Raw genomic sequence first — 19652 nt, forward strand, 5'->3', positions numbered from 1 at the left:
TTGACCAAAAACCCTCTGATCCGTCGAATAAGCACTGTGCATAACTGCCCTTCAGGTCAGTGGGTAAGTAGGCCTGAAAACTGAAGATAACCACCCCTGTGGATAAGCACCTGTTTTATCCACAGGCTTAAACCACTTATTCACGCCCCTCATTGGCACATGACCACAGGCTTTTGAATCTCTGTACAGTACGTAAAATAAGGCTCTTAGCAATCTATCCACAGAAATGTGCCTGCATAGAAATAAACATAAAAACAAAGCTTTATAAATTTCTTCTCTATTTATTTATCTATCTTGGCCTTATCCACAGCTGGTTAAATTTTGCGCAAAGGGTTCTTTAAGAAGGGCGAAGTCCCTATACTTCGCGGTCTATCCAAAAACCCCTAGTAACAGGCACGAGGTGCGTGGTGAATTTCCCTTCCCGTTTTGCAGTGATCGTCATCGGCGGCGGTCACGCCGGAACCGAGGCTGCACTTGCTTCAGCACGCATGGGTGTAAAAACCCTGCTGTTGACCCATAACGTGGAAACCCTCGGGCAAATGAGCTGCAATCCTGCCATTGGCGGGATTGGTAAAAGCCATCTGGTAAAAGAGATCGATGCCCTCGGTGGAGCAATGGCGATTGCCACCGATAAAGGCGGCATCCAGTTCCGTGTACTCAATGGCCGAAAAGGCCCAGCTGTGCGCGCAACCCGTGCACAAGCTGACCGCATCCTCTACAAGGCGGCTGTACGCGAGATTCTGGAAAACCAACCGAACCTGTGGATATTTCAACAAGCGGCTGATGATCTGATCGTTGAACAGGATCAAGTACGTGGCGTAGTGACCCAAATGGGCCTGCGGTTCATGGCTGATGCCGTTGTTTTAACCACAGGTACGTTCCTCGGCGGACTTATCCACATTGGCATGCAGAATTATTCGGGCGGCCGAGCCGGTGATCCTCCTTCGATTGCCTTGGCTCAGCGCCTGCGTGAATTGCCATTGCGTGTCGGTCGCTTGAAAACCGGAACCCCGCCGCGAATTGATGGACGTTCAGTAGATTTCTCGGTCATGACCGAGCAACCTGGCGATACCCCGATTCCAGTGATGTCGTTCATGGGCAACAAAGAACAGCACCCGGCTCAGGTCAGTTGCTGGATCACCCATACCAACGCCCGCACCCACGAAATCATTGCCTCCAACCTTGATCGCTCGCCGATGTACTCAGGCGTGATCGAGGGTATTGGCCCGCGTTACTGCCCATCCATCGAAGACAAGATCCATCGCTTTGCTGACAAGGAAAGCCATCAGGTGTTTATCGAGCCGGAAGGTTTGACCACGCACGAGCTGTACCCGAACGGTATTTCGACGTCCTTGCCGTTCGATGTACAGATCCAGATTGTTCAATCGATTCGCGGCATGGAAAACGCTCACATCGTGCGACCTGGTTACGCCATCGAATACGACTATTTCGATCCGCGCGACTTGAAGTACAGCCTCGAAACCAAAGTGATTGGTGGTTTGTTCTTTGCAGGGCAGATCAACGGCACGACGGGTTACGAAGAAGCCGGAGCCCAGGGTTTGCTTGCTGGCGCTAACGCCGCACTGCTTTCGCAGGGTAAGGAAAGCTGGTGTCCGCGTCGCGATGAAGCGTATATCGGGGTACTGGTCGACGACCTGATCACATTGGGGACTCAAGAACCGTATCGGATGTTTACCTCACGTGCCGAATACCGCCTGATTCTGCGTGAAGACAATGCTGACATGCGTTTAACCGAAAAAGGCCGCGAATTGGGTCTGGTTGACGACGCCCGTTGGGCCGCTTTCTGCACCAAGCGTGAAAGTATCGCGCTCGAAGAACAGCGTTTGAAATCGACATGGGTGCGTCCGGGCACTGAGCAGGGCGATGCCATTGCAGCCAAATTTGGCACGCCGTTGACCCACGAATACAATTTGTTGAATCTGTTGACCCGTCCAGAAATCGATTACGCAGGGTTGGTCGAAGTGACTGGCCAAGGTGCTGAAGATCCGCTGGTCGCTGAACAGGTTGAGATAAAAACCAAGTACGCCGGTTACATTGATCGTCAACAAGACGAAATTGCACGCTTACGCGCCAGTGAAAACACCAAACTGCCTGTGGATATCGATTACACGAACATTTCCGGGTTGTCGAAAGAGATCCAGAGCAAGTTGGGGGCCACACGTCCCGAAACCCTGGGTCAGGCTTCGCGCATTCCGGGCGTGACACCGGCAGCTATTTCGCTGTTGATGATTCATCTGAAAAAACGCGGCGCTGGCCGCACGTTGGAGCAAAACGCTTGAGTTCGCTGGTCACTGCACAAAACGCCGAAGAGTTATCCACAGGTGCACGCCAACTGGGCGTCGCGCTGACTGAAAGCCAGCACGAGCAATTGCTGGGTTATTTGGCCCTGTTGATCAAATGGAATAAGGCTTACAACCTCACGGCTGTGCGTAACCCGGACGAAATGGTATCTCGCCATTTGCTCGACAGTTTGAGTGTGATGCCGTTCATCGAAAACGGCCGTTGGTTGGATGTGGGCAGTGGCGGCGGGATGCCTGGCATTCCATTGGCGATCCTGTTTCCCGAGTCGCAAGTCACTTGTCTGGACAGCAACGGTAAGAAAACCCGCTTCCTGACCCAAGTCAAACTTGAGCTTAAACTGGACAACCTGCAAGTTATCCACAGCCGCGTCGAGGAGTACCAGCCGGAGCAGCCGTTCACAGGAATTGTGTCCAGAGCTTTCAGCAGCATGGAGAACTTCACTAGCTGGACGCGCCACTTGGGCGACAGTGAAACACGTTGGTTGGCAATGAAGGGCGTTCATCCGGCCGATGAGCTGGTAGCATTGCCGTCTGATTTTCGTCTCGATGGCGAACACGCCTTGACCGTTCCGGGTTGCCAAGGCCAACGCCATCTGCTGATACTGCGCCGCACGGCATGATTGGGAACGCAAGCAAGAATGGCTAAGGTATTCGCAATAGCGAACCAAAAGGGTGGTGTGGGTAAAACCACCACCTGTATCAACCTCGCAGCATCGCTGGTCGCAACCAAGCGACGCGTGCTGCTCATCGACCTCGATCCACAAGGCAACGCCACCATGGGTAGCGGTGTGGACAAACATGGTCTTGAAAACTCAGTCTATGACCTGCTGATCGGCGAATGTGATCTGGCTCAGGCCATGCATGTGTCCGAGCACGGTGGTTATCAGCTCTTACCCGCCAACCGCGATCTGACCGCGGCTGAAGTCGTGCTGCTCGAAATGCAGATGAAAGAAAGTCGTCTGCGTACAGCATTGGCGCCTGTTCGCGAGAGCTATGATTTCATCTTGATCGACTGCCCGCCGTCACTGTCGATGCTGACCTTGAACGCGCTGGTTGCTGCCGATGGGGTCATTATCCCCATGCAGTGCGAGTACTTCGCATTGGAAGGTTTGAGCGACCTTGTGGATAACATCAAGCGAATCGCCGAGTTGCTGAACCCGAATCTTAAGATCGAAGGTTTGCTGCGCACCATGTTCGATCCGCGCCTGAGCCTGATGAACGACGTGTCGGCTCAGCTCAAGGAACACTTCGGCGAACAGCTTTACGAGACCGTGATACCGCGCAATATTCGCCTGGCCGAAGCACCGAGCTATGGCATGCCAGCGCTGGCGTATGACAAAAATTCCCGTGGCGCGATAGCCTACCTTGCCCTGGCCGGCGAGCTGGTTCGCCGCCAACGTCGAACCTCCCGCACTGCTCAGCCTACTTAAGGAAATCCCATGGCCGTCAAGAAACGAGGTCTCGGACGCGGACTGGATGCACTGCTAAGTGGTCCAACAGTCAGCTCGTTGGAAGAGCAAGCGGTCAAGGTTGATCAAAGTGAGTTGCAGCACCTGCCACTGGATCTGATTCAGCGCGGCAAATATCAGCCACGTCGTGACATGGATCCGCAGGCCCTTGAAGAGCTTGCCAATTCAATCAAGACCCAAGGCGTGATGCAGCCGATCGTGGTTCGCCCGATTGCTGATAATCGTTTTGAGATCATCGCCGGTGAACGCCGCTGGCGTGCCAGCCAGCAGGCGGGCAAAGAGACTATCCCGGCGATGGTGCGCGATGTGCCGGATGAAACCGCGATTGCGATGGCGTTGATCGAAAACATCCAGCGCGAAGACCTTAATCCGATTGAAGAAGCCGTGGCCTTGCAGCGTTTGCAGCAAGAGTTCCAGCTGACTCAGCAACAAGTGGCAGACGCTGTGGGTAAGTCCCGAGTGTCTGTGGCTAACTTGTTGCGATTGATTTCATTGCCGGAAGTGATCAAAACCATGCTCTCCCATGGTGACCTGGAAATGGGTCATGCGCGGGCATTGCTGGGTTTGCCAGAACCTCAACAGGTTGAAGGGGCGCGACATGTTGTCGCACGTGGCCTGACAGTGCGTCAGACCGAAGCCCTTGTTCGGCAGTGGTTGAGTGGTAAACAGGAAGCGGTAGAACCTGTTAAAGCCGATCCGGATATCACCAGACTCGAACAGCGACTGGCTGAGCGCCTAGGCTCTGCGGTGCAGATCCGCCACGGAAAGAAGGGAAAAGGCCAGTTAGTAATTGGTTACAATTCTCTTGATGAGCTTCAAGGAGTGCTTGCTCACATCCGTTGAAACATTTCCTTATGTAGCGCGCAGTCGGAAATCACTACCTGACAGTTGAATAGGGGCCTCGTCGCCCCTATACTCTGCGCGCATTTTGTCGGCACAAATTATGCCAAGTTAATACTTTTTGGTAGCCGACCTTTGAGGAGCATTGTGATGGAAACCCGCACGCCAAACCGCTTGCCGTTCCATCGCTTAGCGGTTTTCCCGGTTTTGCTGGCTCAATTTGTCGTTTTATTGCTGGCTGCTCTGGGGCTCTGGCAATGGCATGGAGTCGTCGCCGGATATTCAGGACTCTGCGGAGGCCTGATAGCTTTGCTACCCAATGTGTATTTTGCTCACAGGGCATTCCGGTTTTCCGGCGCTCGAGCAGCGCAAGCCATCGTCCGGTCGTTTTACGCTGGCGAGGCAGGCAAGTTAATTTTGACGGCAGTGCTGTTCGCGCTGACGTTTGCAGGTGTGAAGCCATTGGCGCCGCTCGCTGTATTCGGCGTATTCGTGCTGACCCAACTGGTCAGTTGGTTCGCTCCCCTGCTAATGAGAACAACACTTTCGAGACCTTAGGGCGTTTGAGGCAACCATGGCAGAAACAACCGCTTCGGGCTATATCCAGCACCACTTACAGAACCTGACCTTCGGGCAGCTACCTGACGGCGGCTGGGGCTTTGCTCACACCGTTGCAGAAGCTAAACAGATGGGCTTTTGGGCATTCCACGTCGATACACTTGGCTGGTCTGTGTTTGTCGGCCTGCTGTTTGTCCTCGTATTCCGCATGGCGGCCAAGAAGGCAACTTCCGGTCAACCAGGCGCACTTCAGAACTTCGTAGAAGTACTGGTGGAATTCGTTGATGGCAGTGTCAAAGACAGTTTCCACGGACGCAGTGCTGTTATTGCTCCGTTGGCGCTGACTATATTCGTTTGGGTGTTCCTGATGAACGCCATCGACTTGATCCCGGTTGACTGGATTCCTCAGTTGGCCATCTTGATCACAGGCGATGAGCACTTCCCGTTCCGTGCCGTACCGACGACTGATCCTAACGCTACCCTGGGCATGGCCCTGTCGGTATTCGCTTTGATCATCTTCTACAGCATCAAGATCAAGGGCATCGGCGGCTTCATTGGCGAATTGACCCTGCATCCTTTCGGCAGCAAGAACATTTTTGTTCAAGCGCTGCTGATTCCGGTGAACTTCCTGCTCGAATTCGTGACGCTGATTGCCAAGCCAATCTCGCTGGCACTGCGTCTGTTCGGCAACATGTACGCTGGCGAACTGGTATTTATCCTGATCGCCGTAATGTTCGGCAGCGGCCTGCTTTGGCTTAGCGGTCTGGGCGTGGTGCTGCAATGGGCGTGGGCTGTATTCCACATCCTGATCATCACCTTGCAAGCGTTCATCTTCATGATGTTGACCATCGTTTACTTGTCGATGGCGCACGAAGAGAACCACTAAGACCCGTCTCGGCGAGTCTTGCGCCCTCCCGCTCCCCGGCGGGTGGGCGTCGCAAAATGATTTTTTGTTTTACCGCTTTAATCTAAAAACCTAAACCATACGACGTAAAAGTCGGGAGGAAAGATGGAAACTGTAGTTGGTCTAACCGCTATCGCTGTTGCACTGTTGATCGGCCTGGGCGCACTGGGCACCGCAATTGGTTTCGGCCTGTTGGGTGGCAAGTTCCTGGAAGGCGCAGCGCGTCAACCAGAAATGGTTCCAATGCTGCAAGTTAAAATGTTCATCGTTGCCGGTCTGCTCGACGCCGTAACCATGATCGGTGTTGGTATCGCACTGTTCTTCACCTTCGCTAATCCCTTCGTTGGTCAACTCGCTGGCTAATCACTCGATAATTCGAGTTGATTGAAGTGATAGACAACGAACGAGCGAGGTGTTGGCGTGAACATTAATGCAACCCTGATTGGCCAGTCCGTTGCGTTCTTCATCTTTGTACTGTTTTGCATGAAGTTCGTGTGGCCTCCGGTCATCGCGGCATTGCAAGAACGTCAGAAGAAGATTGCGGCTGGACTGGACGCTGCTAACCGAGCAGCTCGCGACCTGGAGTTGGCCCAAGATAAAGCGGGTCAGCAACTGCGCGAAGCTAAGGCTCAAGCAGCTGAAATCATTGAGCAAGCCAAGAAACGCGGTACTCAGATCGTAGACGAAGCCCGTGAACAGGCTCGCGTTGAAGCTGAACGTGTGAAGGCTCAGGCTCAGGCCGAGATCGAACAGGAACTGAACAGCGTCAAAGACGCCCTGCGCGCCCAATTGGGTGGCCTGGCTGTTGAAGGTGCTGAGAAGATCCTGGGTGCCACAATCGATCAAAACGCGCACGCGGAGCTGGTTAATAAACTGGCTGCTGAAATTTAAGCGAGGGCGATCATGGCAGAATTGACCACGTTGGCCCGACCTTACGCTAAGGCAGCCTTCGAGCACGCCCAGGCCCACCAGCAACTGGCCTCTTGGTCAGCCATGCTCGGCCTGGCTGCAGCAGTGTCGCAAGACGACACTATGCAGCGCGTGCTCAAGGCCCCGCGACTGACGAGCGCAGAAAAGGCCGCCACGTTTATTGACGTGTGCGGCGACAAGTTCACTGTAGAAGTACAGAACTTCATTAACGTCGTTGCCGAAAACGACCGTCTCCCGCTTTTGCCGGAGATTGCCGCTCTGTTTGACCTGTACAAGGCTGAACAAGAGAAATCGGTAGACGTAGAAGTGACCAGTGCTTTTGCATTGAACCAAGAACAGCAAGACAAACTCGCCAAGGTTCTCAGTGCACGACTCAACCGGGAAGTGCGCCTGCAAGTTGCGGAGGATGCCAGCCTTATAGGTGGTGTCATCATCCGCGCCGGCGACCTGGTTATCGATGGCTCGGTTCGCGGAAAACTCGCAAACCTTGCCGAAGCATTGAAATCTTGAGTTTGAAGGGGCAGCAGAGCAATGCAGCAACTCAATCCTTCCGAAATAAGTGAAATTATCAAGGGCCGCATCGAAAAACTCGATGTGACCTCCCAAGCCCGTAACGAAGGCACTGTCGTCAGCGTATCTGACGGCATTGTGCGGATTCACGGTCTGGCCGACGTAATGTACGGCGAGATGATCGAGTTTCCAGGCAGCGTCTTCGGTATGGCTCTCAACCTGGAGCAAGACTCTGTAGGTGCCGTTGTATTGGGCGCTTACACGACTCTGGCTGAAGGCATGAGCGCCAAGTGCACTGGCCGCATTCTGGAAGTTCCGGTTGGTAAGGAACTGCTGGGTCGCGTAGTCGACGCACTGGGTAACCCAGTTGACGGCAAAGGTCCGCTGAACAACACCGAGACTGATGCAGTCGAGAAAGTTGCTCCAGGCGTGATCTGGCGTAAGTCGGTAGACCAGCCTGTACAGACTGGCTACAAGGCTGTCGATGCCATGATTCCTGTCGGCCGTGGCCAGCGTGAGCTGATCATCGGTGACCGTCAGATCGGTAAAACCGCTCTGGCGATCGACGCGATCATCAACCAGAAGAACAGCGGCATTTTCTGTGTATACGTAGCGATCGGTCAGAAGCAATCGACTATCGCCAACGTGGTTCGCAAGCTGGAAGAAAACGGCGCGTTGGCTAACACCATCGTCGTTGCTGCCAGTGCTTCCGAATCCGCAGCGCTGCAGTTCCTGGCACCGTACTCCGGTTGCACCATGGGCGAATACTTCCGCGACCGCGGTGAAGACGCGCTGATCGTTTATGACGATCTGTCCAAGCAAGCAGTGGCTTACCGCCAGATTTCCCTGCTGCTGCGCCGTCCACCAGGCCGTGAAGCTTACCCAGGCGACGTGTTCTATCTCCACTCCCGTCTTCTGGAGCGCGCATCCCGCGTTTCTGAAGAGTACGTAGAGAAGTTCACCAATGGCGCAGTGACCGGCAAAACAGGTTCCCTGACCGCATTGCCGATCATCGAAACTCAGGCTGGCGACGTTTCCGCGTTCGTTCCGACCAACGTGATTTCCATCACTGACGGTCAGATCTTCTTGGAATCGGCCATGTTCAACTCTGGCATCCGTCCAGCTGTGAACGCCGGTGTTTCGGTATCCCGTGTGGGTGGTGCCGCTCAGACCAAGATCATCAAGAAGCTGTCCGGTGGTATCCGTACCGCTCTGGCTCAGTACCGTGAACTGGCGGCATTCGCCCAGTTCGCTTCTGACCTGGACGAAGCGACCCGTAAGCAACTTGAGCATGGTCAGCGCGTTACCGAGCTGATGAAGCAGAAGCAATACGCACCAATGTCGATCGCTGACATGGCGCTGTCGCTGTATGCCGCTGAGCGTGGGTTCCTGACTGACGTCGAAATCACCAAGGTCGGTAGCTTTGAACAAGCGCTGATTGCTTACTTCAACCGCGATCACGCCGAGCTTATGGCGAAGATCAACGTTAAAGGTGACTTCAATGACGACATCGATTCTGGCATCAAAGCCGGTATCGAGAAGTTCAAGGCCACCCAAACCTGGTAAGCCGCAGCGGGAGTCGCAAGGCTCCCGCTTGCTAACCTGATAGGTGTTACATGGCAGGCGCAAAAGAGATTCGCAGTAAGATTGCGAGCATCAAAAGCACGCAAAAAATTACCAGCGCCATGGAAAAAGTGGCGGTCAGCAAAATGCGCAAGGCACAAATGCGCATGGCTGCTAGCCGTCCTTATGCGGAGCGCATCCGCCAGGTTATTGGGCATTTGGCCAACGCCAACCCGGAATACCGCCACCCCTTCATGATTGATCGCGCTGTCAAGCGTGCCGGTTATGTGGTTGTGAGCAGTGACCGTGGTTTGTGCGGTGGTTTGAATACCAACCTGTTCAAGGCTTTGGTCAAGGACATGGCGGTAAACCGCGAAAACGGCGTCGAGATTGATCTGTGCGTGGTCGGCAGCAAAGGTGCGGCTTTTTTCCGTAACTTCGGCGGTAACGTCGTCGCTGCAATCAGCCATCTGGGTGAAGAACCGTCGATCAATGATTTGATCGGCAGCGTTAAGGTGATGCTGGATGCATACCTGGAAGGCCGTATTGATCGCCTGTCCGTGGTATCCAACAAGTTCATCAACACCATGACGCAACAGCCGACTGTGGAGCAATTGATTCCACTGGTGGCGACCCCGGATCAAGAACTCAAGCACCACTGGGACTACCTCTACGAACCAGATGCCAAAGAGCTGTTAGACGGCTTGATGGTGCGTTACGTGGAGTCGCAGGTGTACCAGGCGGTGGTCGAGAACAGTGCAGCTGAACAAGCTGCGCGGATGATCGCAATGAAGAACGCCACTGATAACGCCGGTGATTTGATCAGCGATTTGCAGCTGATCTACAACAAGGCGCGTCAGGCTGCGATCACCCAAGAGATCTCGGAAATCGTCGGCGGCGCTGCCGCGGTTTAACGGTTCAAATATTCAGAGGATCCAGCTATGAGTAGCGGACGTATCGTTCAAATCATCGGCGCCGTGATCGACGTGGAATTTCCACGCGAAAACGTACCGAGCATCTACAACGCGCTGAAAGTACAAAGCGCGGCCGGAACCACTCTGGAAGTTCAGCAGCAGCTGGGCGACGGCGTGGTTCGTACCATTGCGATGGGTTCCACCGAGGGCTTGAAGCGCGGTCTGGAAGTCACCGACACTGGCGCAGCCATCTCCGTACCAGTAGGTAAAGCTACCCTGGGCCGGATCATGGACGTTCTGGGCAACCCGATCGACGAAGCTGGCCCGATTGAAACCGAAGAGCGTTGGGGCATTCACCGTCCTGCACCGTCCTTCGCTGAACAAGCGGGCGGCAACGACCTTCTGGAAACAGGCATCAAGGTTATCGACCTGATCTGCCCGTTTGCAAAAGGCGGTAAGGTTGGTCTGTTCGGTGGTGCCGGTGTAGGCAAAACCGTAAACATGATGGAACTGATCCGTAACATCGCCATGGAACACAGCGGTTACTCTGTGTTTGCTGGTGTGGGCGAGCGTACCCGTGAGGGTAACGACTTCTACCACGAGATGAAGGATTCCAGCGTACTGGACAAAGTGGCACTGGTTTACGGTCAGATGAACGAGCCGCCGGGTAACCGTCTGCGCGTAGCACTGACTGGCCTGACCATGGCCGAGAAGTTCCGTGACGAAGGTAACGACGTACTGTTGTTCGTTGACAACATCTACCGTTACACCTTGGCCGGTACTGAAGTATCCGCACTGCTGGGCCGTATGCCTTCTGCAGTAGGTTACCAGCCGACGCTGGCTGAAGAGATGGGCACTCTGCAAGAGCGCATCACTTCGACCAAAAACGGTTCGATCACTTCGATCCAAGCGGTATACGTACCTGCGGATGACTTGACTGACCCGTCGCCTGCGACCACGTTTGCCCACTTGGACGCTACCGTCGTTCTGTCCCGTGATATCGCTTCCCTGGGTATCTACCCAGCAGTAGATCCACTGGATTCGACTTCGCGCCAGCTGGATCCGAACGTTATCGGCCAGGAACACTACGACACCGCTCGCGGCGTTCAGTACGTGTTGCAGCGTTACAAAGAACTGAAGGACATCATTGCGATCCTGGGTATGGACGAGCTGTCGGAAACCGACAAGCAGTTGGTATCCCGCGCTCGTAAGATCCAGCGTTTCTTGTCTCAGCCGTTCTTCGTGGCTGAAGTCTTCACTGGCGCTTCGGGTAAATACGTTTCCCTGAAAGACACCATTGCTGGCTTCAAAGGCATCCTCAACGGTGACTACGACCACCTGCCAGAACAAGCGTTCTACATGGTCGGCGGCATCGAAGAAGCGATCGAGAAAGCCAAGAAACTGTAATTCGAGCGCCCGGAAACGGGCGCTAATCAGGTTGAGGCAATCAGATGGCTAATATGATGACAGTCCATTGCGATATCGTCAGCGCGGAAGGAGAAATCTTCTCCGGTCTGGTTGAGATGGTGATTGCACACGGCAGCCTGGGCGATCTTGGTATCGCTCTTGGTCATGCTCCGCTGATCACTGAACTCAAACCAGGTCCGATTCGCCTGATCAAACAGGGTGGGGAAGACGAGGTGTTTTACATCTCGGGTGGTTACCTCGAGGTTCAGCCGAACATGGTCAAGGTTCTTGCCGACACCGTGCAACGCGCCGCCGACCTGGATGAAGCCTCCGCTCAAGAAGCCGTCAAGGCTGCTGAGAAGGCGCTGAATGAAAAAGGCGCAGACTTCGATTACGGAGCTGCTGCTTCACGACTGGCCGAGGCTGCAGCACAGCTGCGCACCGTCCAGCAGATCCGCAAGAAGTTCGGCGGCTAAGCCTCCTGCTTATTGCGTGATTGATTAAAAAGGGTAGCCTCGGCTACCCTTTTTCTTTTTCCGCGTATTAATTTGGTCGCAGCCGCTGACCACCCAGGATTGGTAGCCAGTTATGTCTCTCGATATCGTTATTCTCGCTGCAGGCCAAGGCACTCGCATGCGTTCCGCTTTGCCCAAGGTTTTGCACCCCGTAGCCGGCAATTCAATGCTTGGGCATGTTATCCACAGTGCCCGGCAACTCAAGCCTACCGGTATCCACGTGGTGATCGGTCATGGCGCAGAGTTGGTCCGTGAGCGGCTGGCGGCTGATGACCTAAATTTTGTGCTGCAAGACAAGCAGTTGGGTACCGGCCATGCCGTGGCTCAAGCGCTGCCATTTTTGACCGCCGAGAACGTCCTGATTCTTTACGGCGATGTTCCGCTGATTGAAGTTGAAACCTTGCAACGCTTGCTCAAGCAAGTGGGACCTGAGCAGTTGGGGTTATTGACCGTCAATTTGGCCGACCCTACCGGTTATGGCCGCATCGTTCGCGATGAGCAAAACACCGTATGCGCCATCGTTGAGCATAAAGATGCCACGGATGCGCAGCGTGCCATCAAGGAAGGCAACACAGGCATTCTTGCTTTGCCGACTCAACGCCTGGCTGACTGGATGAGTCGCCTGTCAAACAACAATGCTCAAGGCGAGTATTACCTGACTGATGTGATTGCCATGGCGGTAAACGACGGTTTGGTCGTGGCGACGGAGCTTGCTCTTGATCCGATGGAAGTGCAGGGCGCCAATGACCGCAAACAATTAAGTGAACTGGAGCGGCATTACCAATTGCGCGAAGGTCGTCGGTTGATGGCATTGGGCGTCACCCTGCGTGACCCGGCACGGTTTGACGTGCGCGGTGAGGTGACGGTAGGCCGTGATGTGCTTATCGACATCAATGTGATTCTCGAAGGACGCGTGATCATTGAAGACGACGTTGTCATTGGCCCGAACTGCGTGATCAAAGACAGCACATTGCGTAAAGGGGTCGTGGTCAAAGCCAACAGCCACTTGGATGGAGCGGTGATGGGCGAGGGCAGTGATGCGGGTCCATTTGCTCGACTGCGTCCAGGCAGCGTGCTTGATGCTCGCGCCCATGTGGGTAACTTCGTTGAATTGAAAAACGCCCATCTGGGTGAAGATGCCAAGTGCGGCCATCTCACCTATCTGGGTGATGCCGAAGTCGGGCCACGCACTAATATTGGTGCGGGTACCATCACCTGTAACTACGATGGTGCCAACAAGTGGAAAACCGTGTTGGGGGCTGATGTATTTATTGGCTCTAACAACTCCCTGGTCGCTCCTGTGGATATCTCTAGCGGTGCGACCACCGCTGCCGGCTCGACGATTAGCCAAAATGTAGAGCCAGAGCAATTGGCGGTGGGTCGTGCACGCCAGCGTAATATCGACGGATGGAAGCGGCCGGTTAAACAGCCAAAACCATGATTTTAAGAGTGCAGGTGGCTCGAAACATAGTTATCCACAAGGTTTTTCGCATGGATCCGCTGTAAACGAGTCATCGTATAACTGTTTAAAATCAGTAAGTTATCATAAGCCTTATCGACGATCTGTGGATAAGGCTTATTTTTTGGCCTATTCATCGGCAATAAAACCCCTGTATACAGAGTTCAGACGAGTTATTCACAGAAAAAACTGGCAATAATTTCTTGACGGCCATTTCGAGATAGGGTCTCATTGCTTTCGTTATCTTTCGAAACGAAACTTAATTCCGCTATGTCAAAACGTAATACGCCACAGCGCAGACACAACATATTGTCCCTCCTCGCTGAGCAAGGCGAAGTCAGTGTGGATGAACTGGCCAAACGTTTCGGAACCTCTGAAGTTACGATTCGCAAGGACTTGGCCGCGCTCGAAAGTAACGGCCTTCTACTTCGCCGCTATGGTGGCGCTATCACTATGCCGCAAGAATTAGTCAGTGAGTCGCCGCAGCCCATCTCTCTCTATAAGCAGGCCATAGCCCGAACTGCCGTGGGTCTGATTAAAGAGCACGCGCGCATCATCATTGACAGCGGCAGCACCACCGCGTCGATGATTCCACAACTGGGCCTGCAACCGGGTTTGGTGGTGATGACTAACTCTTTGCACGTCGCTAACGCCCTGAGCGAACTGGAACATGAACCTGTGTTGCTGATGACCGGCGGAACCTGGGATCCGCACTCTGAGTCCTTTCAGGGGCAGGTTGCTGAGCAGGTTTTGCGTTCATACGACTTCGATCAACTGTTCATCGGTGCGGACGGCATTGACCTGCAACGTGGGACGACAACCTTTAATGAGTTGTTGGGCCTGAGTAGGGTCATGGCTGACGTCGCACGAGAAGTGATCGTGATGGTCGAGTCGGACAAAATTGGTCGAAAAATACCCAATCTGGAGCTGCCCTGGAGCAGCTTCCACACCCTTATTACCGATGATCGCTTGCCCTTTGAGGCTCGTGAACAAATTCAGGCCCGGGGCATAACGTTGTTATGCGCCGAGCTTAACTAGGAGAACCTTATGTGTGGAATCGTTGGCGCAGTCGCTGAACGTAATATCACGGCCATTCTGCTGGAAGGCCTGAAGCGTCTTGAATACCGTGGTTATGACAGCGCAGGTGTTGCTGTTTTTGCGAATAGCGGCACGCTGGAGCGCGTTCGCCGTAACGGCAAAGTGGCCGAACTTGAGCAAGCATTGGCAGGCGAACCGTTGGTTGGCCGTTTGGGTATTGCCCACACCCGTTGGGCGACTCACGGTGCGCCGTGCGAGCGAAATGCCCACCCACATTTTTCGGGTTCCGATCTGGCTGTAGTCCACAACGGCATCATCGAAAATCATGAGGCCTTGCGCGAGCAGCTAAAAGGTTTGGGGTATGTGTTTACTTCAGACACTGATACCGAGGTCATTGCGCACTTGCTGGAGCACAAGCTCAAAGAGCAAAGCGATTTGACCGCGGCGTTGAAGTCGACGGTTAAAGAGTTGCACGGAGCTTACGGTCTGGCCGTAATCAGTGCCAAGCAACCTGATCGTCTGGTGGCCGCACGCAGTGGTAGCCCGCTGGTGATTGGACTGGGTTTGGGCGAGAACTTCCTGGCCTCCGATCAATTGGCCCTGCGCCAGGTTACTGACCGCTTCATGTATCTGGAAGAGGGCGATATTGCCGAAATTCGTCGTGACAGCGTTCATATCTGGGATGTGAACGGGCAGACCGTCGAGCGTGAAACCGTGCAGTACCGTGATGGTGCCGAAGCAGCCGATAAGGGCGAATATCGTCACTACATGCTCAAAGAAATTCATGAGCAGCCTGCGGTCGTTCAGCGCACGCTGGAAAACCGTCTGGGTCAGGATCACGTTCTGGTTCAGGCGTTTGGCCCACAGGCTGCTGAACTGTTCGCCAAAGTGCGCAACGTACAAATCGTTGCCTGCGGTACCAGTTACCACGCAGGCATGGTTGCGCGCTACTGGCTCGAAAGTCTGGCAGGCATTCCGTGCCAGGTAGAAGTGGCCAGTGAGTTCCGCTATCGCAAAGTGGTGGTACAGCCAGACACGCTGTTTGTCTCTATTTCCCAATCGGGTGAAACCGCTGACACCTTGGCTGCTCTGCGTAACGCTAAAGAGTTGGGGTTCCTCGGCAGTCTGGCTATTTGTAACGTGGGCATTAGCTCGTTGGTTCGTGAGTCAGATCTGACGCTACTGACACAAGCCGGCCGTGAAATTGGCGTGGCATCGACCAAAGCGTTTACCACGCAGTTGGTTGGTTTGTTATTGCTGACGCTGTCGCTTGGCCAAGTTCGCGGTACGCTCGAAGCCGGTGTTGAGGCGCAACTCGTGGAAGAATTGCGCCGCTTGCCCACACGTTTGGGTGAAGCATTAGCGATGGATACCACCATCGAAAAAGTCGCTGAACTGTTTGCTGATAAACATCACACTCTGTTCTTGGGTCGCGGTGCTCAGTTCCCAGTGGCGATGGAAGGCGCTCTCAAGCTCAAAGAAATTTCGTACATACACGCCGAAGCGTACCCGGCAGGCGAGTTGAAGCACGGCCCTCTGGCGCTTGTGGATAACGACATGCCAGTGGTGACGGTGGCGCCGAACAATGAATTGTTGGAAAAATTAAAATCCAACCTTCAAGAGGTTCGTGCGCGTGGTGGTGAGTTGGTGGTGTTTGCCGATGAGCAAGCGAATATGAGCGATGGCGAAGGCACTCATGTCATCAATATGCCGCACATCCACGATGTGCTGGCGCCAATCCTCTACACCATCCCGTTGCAACTGCTGTCTTACTACGTTGCTGTGCTTAAAGGTACAGACGTCGACCAGCCTCGCAACTTGGCTAAGTCGGTGACGGTGGAATAAACCAGCAGCAACAATAAGTCGCATCAAAAAGACCCGCTTTGCGGGTTTTTTTGTTTGTGGGATTTGGGCAGCGGGGGCATGAATAAAAATAAAAATTTATAAGGTCTACGCTAATCCCATTAGGCCGCTATCTAGTTACTTTATTGAGGCGTTTGTATGTTCAAAAAAAATGTTAAGCAGGCACGTAGCAGTGCCGTTGTTTTGATCACGTGTCTTGCCGCTTCAGGGGCTAACGCCGCCGGTGACACGACGTATCCAGATGCTGCTGCCAGCAACCCTGCAACAATGGGCTGGATGGTCGGCGCGCCGCCGCCGCCGGACCGCATTATTCGCTTTGCCGATGGCAGTTATTTCAAATTCCCGGCCATGCGTTGGAGCGTTTCAAATTTCCGTCAATTAATGCCCACCACAAATGTTTCACGCGGTTTGAATGCTCCGGTTCCGTTAGCACAGGCGTTGCGTACCGATATCGATAAATTGACGTTTACGCCCTTAGGTAGCACGCAACCCATGACATGGGAGCAGTCGCTAGCGGCCAATTACACTGACGGCATCGTAGTGTTGCATCGTGGAAAAATTGTTTACGAACGTTATTTCGGTGTACTCAACCCGGAAGGTCAACACGCGGCAATGTCGATGACTAAATCTGTCGTGGGCACTATGGGGGCTATGCTGGTAGCTGATGGCACGCTGGATGCCAATAAACAGATTGCGGACTACGTGCCCGAGTTGGCCAAGTCGGCGTTTGGTAATGCGACGCTGCGTCAGGTACTGGACATGACCACGGGGCTTGATTACAGCGAGGATTATGCCGACCCGGATGCTGAAGTCTGGAAACACTCAATGGCGGGCAATCCGCTGCCCAAGCCAAAGGATTACACCGGCCCGCAAACCTACATGGAGTATTTGCAGACCGTGCAGCCTCTGGGTGAGCACGGGAAAGCATTTGCTTATAAAACGGTTAACACCGATGTTCTGGGTTGGGTGATTGCCCGAGTGACTGGACGGAATGTCGCTCAGTTGTTATCTGAAAAAATATGGCAGCGTCTGGAGGCTGAGCAATCTGCCTATTTCACCGTTGACTCGATTGGCACGCCTTTCGCGGGTGGTGGCTTGAACACTGGGCTGCGTGATATGGCACGGTTTGGTGAAATGATCCGCAATGAGGGTCAGTATTTGGGGCAGCAAATTGTGCCCAAGTCAGTCATTGATGATATTCGTGCCGGCGGCGATAAAGCGGCCTTTGCCAAAGCTGGCTATGACTTGCTCAAGGGTGGCAGCTATCGAGATATGTGGTGGGTTACTCATAATCCAGACGGTGCTTTTATGGCCCGTGGGGTCTACGGCCAACGCACGTACATCGACCCCAAAGCGGAGATGGTCATCGTGCGGTATGCCTCTAACCCTATCGCCAGTAACGCGGCAAACGACCCGGTCACCATTCCGGCCTTTGAGGCGATGGCACAGCTATTAATGAAGCATCCAGACTAACGCGAGCTCTAACTTACGGCTTTAGGCTTACAGGACACTGACAGTTACAGTTCTTCGTCTACCCTATAGTTTCAATGCCTAATGAAGGAGGACTTACTGATGCTCGCGCAACTGCCACCAGCTTTACAGAAACTTCAGCTTCCATTACGCCTAAAGCTATGGGACGGACTCGAGTTCAATCTCGGTCCTTCACCCAGTGTCACCATTGTGGTCAAGGATCCACAAATCGTGTCTGAGTTCACGCACCCCAGTCTTGACCTGTTGGGCACTGCGTTTGTTGAAGGGCGACTTGAGCTCGAAGGCTCCATTAGCGAAGTGATTCGAGTCTGCGATGAGCTGAGCCAAGCGCTAGTTGAGGACGAAGGCCAGGCACCGGTGCGCACCGTTCATGACAAGGCTATGGATGCGGCGTCCATTTCTTACCACTACGACCTGTCCAACGAGTTTTACCAGTTGTGGCTCGATCGCGACATGGCCTATTCCTGTGGCTATTTTGAAACGGCTGAAGAAAGCCTAGATGAGGCGCAGCAGGCCAAATTCCGTATTTTGTGCCGCAAGCTTCGACTAAAACCGGGTGAGTACTTATTAGATGTGGGCTGCGGGTGGGGAGGCTTGGCACGTTTTGCAGCGCGTGAGTTTGGGGTCAAGGTGTTTGGCATCACCTTGAGCAAAGAACAATTGGCTTTGGGGCGCGAGCGCGTTAAAGCCGATGGTCTGCAAGACAAGGTTGATCTGCAATTGCTCGATTACCGAGATCTGCCCCAGGATGGCCGATTCGATAAAATTGTCAGTGTCGGTATGTTTGAGCATGTGGGTCACGCTAACCTGCGCGAGTACTGTGAAATCCTGTCCAAGGCAGTTCGTGAAGGTGGCCTGGTAATGAACCACGGTATTACCGCCAAGCACACGGATGGTCGTCCTGTCGGCCGTGGGGCAGGGGATTTCATCGATCGCTATGTGTTCCCCAACGGCGAGTTGCCGCATCTGTCCATGATGACGGCCGAGATCAGTGAGGCCGGGTTGGAGGTGGTCGATGTCGAGAGTTTGCGCCGGCATTACGCACGCACGCTGGAGCACTGGAGTCAGCGCCTGGAAAACAATCTTGAAGCCGCGGCCAAATTAGTCCCCGAGAAAACCTTGCGGATTTGGCGGTTGTACTTGGCAGGCTGTGCGTACGCCTTTGCCCACGGCTGGATTAACATCGATCAGATTTTGGCGACCAAACCCTACGCAGATGGGTCACTTGAGTTGCCACTGACACGAGATGATATTTATCGCTGAGGCTGAGATTGCCACGTGATAGGGACAGGGTTTTCGACCGGGTTGGTTTCTTGGGTGAAGGTTCCGTATTGCAACGGGATGTTCTGATCCACTTGAGCAAGGGCTTTCTGTTTGAATGTCAGAGAGCCCTTTGTGAAGGTCAGATCGTGGCGGGCAACATTCCCGCCCCAATCGGCTGAGGGCAGTGAGATATAACTGATGCTGTATTGAGCATCGGTGAAAGCTCCCTCGACCACGTATACGCCGTAGTGGTTTTCACCTGGAGAAATGATTTTGTAGAGGCCGTTGTCGTAGTAATACAACACGGCCTCTTCAAATGGTTTTTCGCTGTACATCTTTTTATAGTGAAGTCGATGGATGTAAGTGGGCTTTCCAACCTCCACGGCAATCGTGGGTTGGGTGGTTTGCACCGGGGATTGGGCGTGGGCGAGTGAAGTCACGCTGAACAACAATCCCATCAAAGAGAATTTCATCTTTTGTCCCTATGCACATCATGAGCGGCCGGTTTGGCCGGGCCGCTCAGCTTAGGTAATGAAGATGTAAACGTCTGGGCTGCACTTAGCTTTCAGCCATGACCTACTCAAGATACTGATTCTGCCTACACGCT

General features: G+C 53.8%; 19 protein-coding genes. 18 read left to right on the forward strand and 1 reads right to left on the reverse strand.

From position 1 onward, the window contains the following. The first annotated feature begins 407 nt into the window (after positions 1-407). The 18 genes from mnmG (at position 408) to cfaB (ending at position 19045) form a co-directional block, all read left to right on the forward strand. Positions 408-2300 carry a tRNA uridine-5-carboxymethylaminomethyl(34) synthesis enzyme MnmG gene (gene mnmG / locus ACI7MX_RS06380; protein ID WP_122783576.1) on the forward strand — a complete coding sequence of 631 codons (1893 nt, stop codon included), beginning with the start codon at positions 408-410 and terminating at the stop codon, positions 2298-2300. Further along, entirely contained in the window at positions 2297-2941 is a 645-nt protein-coding gene (rsmG, locus tag ACI7MX_RS06385) for a 16S rRNA (guanine(527)-N(7))-methyltransferase RsmG (protein WP_405584000.1), read from the forward strand. Before mnmG ends, rsmG begins: the two co-directional genes overlap by 4 nt. An 18-nt stretch (positions 2942-2959) precedes the next feature. After that, positions 2960-3751: a ParA family protein gene (locus tag ACI7MX_RS06390; protein WP_122783507.1), complete on the forward strand. Its 792-nt coding sequence runs from the start codon at positions 2960-2962 to the stop codon at positions 3749-3751. A gap of 9 nt (positions 3752-3760) precedes the next feature. Then, positions 3761-4633: a ParB/RepB/Spo0J family partition protein gene (locus ACI7MX_RS06395; protein ID WP_314492950.1), complete on the forward strand. Its 873-nt coding sequence runs from the start codon at positions 3761-3763 to the stop codon at positions 4631-4633. A 147-nt stretch (positions 4634-4780) separates the two neighbouring features. Next, on the forward strand, positions 4781-5188 hold the full coding sequence (locus tag ACI7MX_RS06400) for a F0F1 ATP synthase subunit I (RefSeq protein WP_003437994.1): 408 nt from the start codon (positions 4781-4783) through the stop codon (positions 5186-5188). A 16-nt stretch (positions 5189-5204) separates the two neighbouring features. Further along, positions 5205-6074, forward strand: a complete 870-nt coding sequence (atpB, locus tag ACI7MX_RS06405) for a F0F1 ATP synthase subunit A (protein WP_122783509.1) — start codon at positions 5205-5207, stop codon at positions 6072-6074. Positions 6075-6197: 123 nt separating this feature from the next. Beyond that, positions 6198-6455, forward strand: a complete 258-nt coding sequence (atpE, locus tag ACI7MX_RS06410; RefSeq protein WP_002555987.1) for a F0F1 ATP synthase subunit C — start codon at positions 6198-6200, stop codon at positions 6453-6455. 57 nt (positions 6456-6512) lie between these two features. Next, entirely contained in the window at positions 6513-6983 is a 471-nt protein-coding gene (locus tag ACI7MX_RS06415; RefSeq protein ID WP_323369157.1) for a F0F1 ATP synthase subunit B, read from the forward strand. Between the two features lie 12 nt (positions 6984-6995). After that, positions 6996-7532, forward strand: coding sequence for a F0F1 ATP synthase subunit delta (locus tag ACI7MX_RS06420; RefSeq protein WP_153377605.1), 537 nt, complete (start codon positions 6996-6998; stop codon positions 7530-7532). A gap of 21 nt (positions 7533-7553) precedes the next feature. Then, a complete protein-coding gene (atpA, locus tag ACI7MX_RS06425) occupies positions 7554-9098 on the forward strand; it encodes a F0F1 ATP synthase subunit alpha (protein WP_122783511.1) in 1545 nt (514 codons plus the stop codon). Positions 9099-9148: 50 nt separating this feature from the next. Then, entirely contained in the window at positions 9149-10009 is an 861-nt protein-coding gene (atpG, locus tag ACI7MX_RS06430) for a F0F1 ATP synthase subunit gamma (RefSeq protein WP_122783512.1), read from the forward strand. 27 nt (positions 10010-10036) lie between these two features. Then, complete coding sequence (gene atpD, locus ACI7MX_RS06435; protein WP_122783513.1) at positions 10037-11416, forward strand: F0F1 ATP synthase subunit beta; 1380 nt, start codon at positions 10037-10039, stop codon at positions 11414-11416. A 56-nt stretch (positions 11417-11472) separates the two neighbouring features. Next, a complete protein-coding gene (locus ACI7MX_RS06440; RefSeq protein WP_405584615.1) occupies positions 11473-11892 on the forward strand; it encodes a F0F1 ATP synthase subunit epsilon in 420 nt (139 codons plus the stop codon). A 112-nt stretch (positions 11893-12004) separates the two neighbouring features. Further along, positions 12005-13372: a bifunctional UDP-N-acetylglucosamine diphosphorylase/glucosamine-1-phosphate N-acetyltransferase GlmU gene (gene glmU, locus ACI7MX_RS06445; protein WP_314489947.1), complete on the forward strand. Its 1368-nt coding sequence runs from the start codon at positions 12005-12007 to the stop codon at positions 13370-13372. A 288-nt stretch (positions 13373-13660) separates the two neighbouring features. Then, entirely contained in the window at positions 13661-14428 is a 768-nt protein-coding gene (locus ACI7MX_RS06450) for a DeoR family transcriptional regulator (protein ID WP_314489948.1), read from the forward strand. A gap of 9 nt (positions 14429-14437) precedes the next feature. Continuing rightward, entirely contained in the window at positions 14438-16273 is a 1836-nt protein-coding gene (gene glmS, locus ACI7MX_RS06455; protein WP_405583987.1) for a glutamine--fructose-6-phosphate transaminase (isomerizing), read from the forward strand. 156 nt (positions 16274-16429) lie between these two features. Further along, positions 16430-17764 (forward strand): serine hydrolase domain-containing protein, encoded by a 1335-nt coding sequence (locus ACI7MX_RS06460; RefSeq protein ID WP_405583984.1) that lies wholly within the window; start codon positions 16430-16432, stop codon positions 17762-17764. 99 nt (positions 17765-17863) lie between these two features. After that, positions 17864-19045: a C17 cyclopropane fatty acid synthase CfaB gene (cfaB, locus tag ACI7MX_RS06465; RefSeq protein WP_122783518.1), complete on the forward strand. Its 1182-nt coding sequence runs from the start codon at positions 17864-17866 to the stop codon at positions 19043-19045. Here the strand turns inward: cfaB and ACI7MX_RS06470 are convergent. Beyond that, positions 19036-19518 (reverse strand): hypothetical protein, encoded by a 483-nt coding sequence (locus tag ACI7MX_RS06470; protein ID WP_405583980.1) that lies wholly within the window; start codon positions 19516-19518, stop codon positions 19036-19038. The genes cfaB and ACI7MX_RS06470 overlap by 10 nt on opposite strands. Positions 19519-19652: the final 134 nt, after the last annotated feature.

Source organism: Pseudomonas sp. 2024-210, from assembly GCF_045062345.1.
Classification (GTDB): Bacteria; Pseudomonadota; Gammaproteobacteria; order Pseudomonadales; family Pseudomonadaceae; genus Aquipseudomonas.